The sequence below is a fragment of the Roseiarcus sp. genome (assembly GCF_052145395.1).
Lineage (GTDB): Bacteria > Pseudomonadota > Alphaproteobacteria > Rhizobiales > Beijerinckiaceae > Roseiarcus.
Genome location: NZ_JBKQOT010000595.1, coordinates 1 through 2,729 on the forward strand (window position 1 = coordinate 1; position 2,729 = coordinate 2,729).

Annotated in this window: 3 protein-coding genes; all 3 read right to left on the reverse strand. The window is 66.9% G+C overall.

The genetic code is table 11. From position 1 onward, the window contains the following. On the reverse strand, nt 1-426 hold a 426-nt coding region (locus ACLP25_RS20515), incomplete at its 3' end, for an alcohol dehydrogenase catalytic domain-containing protein (RefSeq protein ID WP_442471002.1). A 10-nt stretch (nt 427-436) separates the two neighbouring features. Continuing rightward, nucleotides 437-1,738 carry a hypothetical protein gene (locus ACLP25_RS20520; RefSeq protein ID WP_442471003.1) on the reverse strand — a complete coding sequence of 434 codons (1,302 nt, stop codon included), beginning with the start codon at nt 1,736-1,738 and terminating at the stop codon, nt 437-439. Nucleotides 1,739-1,925: 187 nt separating this feature from the next. Beyond that, the coding region (locus ACLP25_RS20525) for an FAD-dependent oxidoreductase (protein WP_442471004.1) at nt 1,926-2,729 on the reverse strand (804 nt) is incomplete at its 5' end.

A 2,729-nucleotide genomic window follows, 5' to 3' on the forward strand; every position in this document is an offset into this window, starting at 1 on the left:
CACATATTCCTGCAACCCGCCCTCGAAATTATAGCCGAAGGCGGCGTTGGACTTGTCCGTCGGCAGCCACCGGTAGTCCGTCTCCACCACGAACCGTTCGCCGGTTTTGTAGCGCTCGACGCCCGGGCCGACCTTCGCGATGCGAACCACCGCCTCGTGGCCGGGCACGGTCGGCCGATCGCCGGGAACGTAGTTGGGCATGTCCAGGAGCGCCTGCGGGTCGATCCCGGCCGCGACCTCCGATTTTCGCGCGTGTCCGGAGAACTGCTTGAGGAGCTTGAGGTCGGAGAAGCACAGGCCGACCGCCTCGACCTTGGCGAGCAGCTGGCCGGGCCCGGGCTCGGGAACGGGCTTGGCGAGATTGAGCATCATCTGGTCCGGACCAATCAGCTGGATGGCGCGTTCGGTATGCGGGATCCCGGTCATGTCGAGCTCCTCACTGTAGTCTTTCGAGCAACCGCGCCGGCGAAACGCCAGCGTCGACGCCGCTCAGCTTGTTCTCGGCGTCGGGCCGCAACGCGCGTCCGGCCGCCTCGAAGAACCGGTTCTTCGCGTCGAGCGACGAGAAACTCTTTTCGGCCCACGGGCTGAGGTAGCCGAGCCCACACTCTCGTTGCAAGGCGGTGTGAGCGTAGACGATGAAGGCGCCGCGGAGAAAGATCGGCGCCAGCGGCTTGAGCTCGTCCGCATCGAAGGTATCGACGAACTTCTGCCCGGGGGAGTTCATCTCCGTCCCGGCGATGACGGGAAAGCCGCGCCGCTCGGCGAGCGCGACGACATCGTACAGGGCCTTCACCTTGTCCGCGCCGAGCTTCGGTCCATAGTTGCGGTCGGGGATGACGTTCAGCGCCGCGGCGCCCGACGCCATGGCGACGTCAACGAACTCCTCCATGCGCCGTTCGCCGTCGCTCGAGCCGTCGAGCCATGCCACCGTCGGAATGGCGCCCGCTTCGATCACGAAGCGGTTCATCTTCGCCATCTCGGGGAACGATCCACTGTCGGGCGCGACATAGCCGACGCCTCCCTTCTTCATCGTCTTCGAGCGGATCAATCCTTGCAGCTCCGTGCTCGTCGCGGGCGCATCGCCGAGCCGCTCGCGCCAAAAGGCCGCGCGGCGCGCGGGGTCGGGGAGGACCTCCTCGGCCTTGCGCTCGTAGGCCGCGCACAGGTGACGCTCGGTCGCGTTGCCTCTCGGCGTCAGCGGCGCAACGTCGCGATTGAAGTCGAGCGCGACCGGGTCGAGATAGACGTTGACCCGGGACATCATGTCGCGCGTCCGTTTCTCCGCGGCCGAGCGCATCTCCGTCAGGAAAGGATGCGACAGGGCCCGCGGAAAGCCGACGCCCATGTGGTAGGCCACGCCCGGCTCGCCCGGAGAGTTGATCACGAACCTCGAGAATTCCGGAACGAACACCCGCGACTCCAGGCTTGCGCAGGTCCTGAGACCAATCAGCCGCCCGGCCTCAAGAAACTCTTCGACCGCGTCGAGGACGTCGAAATCGACGATGCCCGCGGCGGCGAGCCCGCCCTTGCGCGCGAGCCATGCGAAACCCGACGGCGAATACCCATAGGCGTTGTAAGAGAAAAAGGTGTGGGCGTGGAGGTTGACCTCGCCGCCGGGCTCCGGAACAGTCTCTCTTCCGCTCTCGACGTTCCGCCACAGGGCATCGAGCGCCTCGCGGCGACGACCCGGATCGAAGTCGTCGAGTTTATGCTCCAGTCGTTCTGTGTCGATCATTGGCGTTTCCCCTCGGGAAGATCTGGTTGGAGCGAAATGCAACAGTGTTGCATCGGCTAATCCTCACCCTTCGGCCTTCGGCCTTTTGCCTCTCCCCGGGGGAGAGAGCGACCCCTTCCGCAGGGGGAAGGTGGCGCGAAGCGCCGAATGAGGGCTTGCCGCCCGATCCCATCTTGATTCTCTCCCTCTACCGGCGCCGCGGCGGCGCGTGGACGCATTCGCCGCGCAGCGCAGGGGCGGCCTCCCTCCAGGCTTCGGATAAGGTCGGATGCGCGTGGAGCGTCGCGCCGAGCTCGTGGGCGGTAAACTCGGCGCGGATCGCGGTCGTCGCCGCCGCGATCAGCTCGGTGGCGTGCGGCCCGACCGCCGCCGCGCCGACGAGTTGCTCGGTCTCGGCGTCGGCGATCCATTTGACGAAGCCAGTCGTCTCGCCTGCGGCGAGGCCCTTACCGAGGGCCGAGAACCGGAACTTGCCCATCCTGACCGCGCGTGAGGCGGCCGCGGCGGCGGCCTCGCTTAAGCCGACGGTCGCCACCTCGGGCGTGGTGAAGATCACGTTGGGGACGAGCGTCGAATGCCGGCGCGTTTTGCTCCCCAGCGCATTCTCCGCGGCGATGAGGCCTTGCGCGGTGGCGAAATGGGCGAGTTGCGCCTTGCCCGTGACGTCGCCGATGGCGAAGATCGTCGCGGCCTTGGTCCGGCAGTAGTCGTCTGTCTCGATGAAGCCGCGCGCGTTGGTCGTCAGGCCCGCGTTCTCGAGTTCGAGTCCGTCGGTCACCGGCTTTCGGCCGACGGCGTTGAGCAGGAGGTCCGCCCGCAGCGTTTCTTCGCCGACGACGCCCTTCACGCCGAACGCGTCGGCGGAGACGTCCGCGAGAGGCTTGCCCGTCAGCACACGCACGCCGAGGCGCTTCTCCATGTAGGCTCGAACCTCGCCCCTGAGGTCGCCGTCGAGCAGCCTGAGGATGTCGTCGAGCAGCACGACGATCAA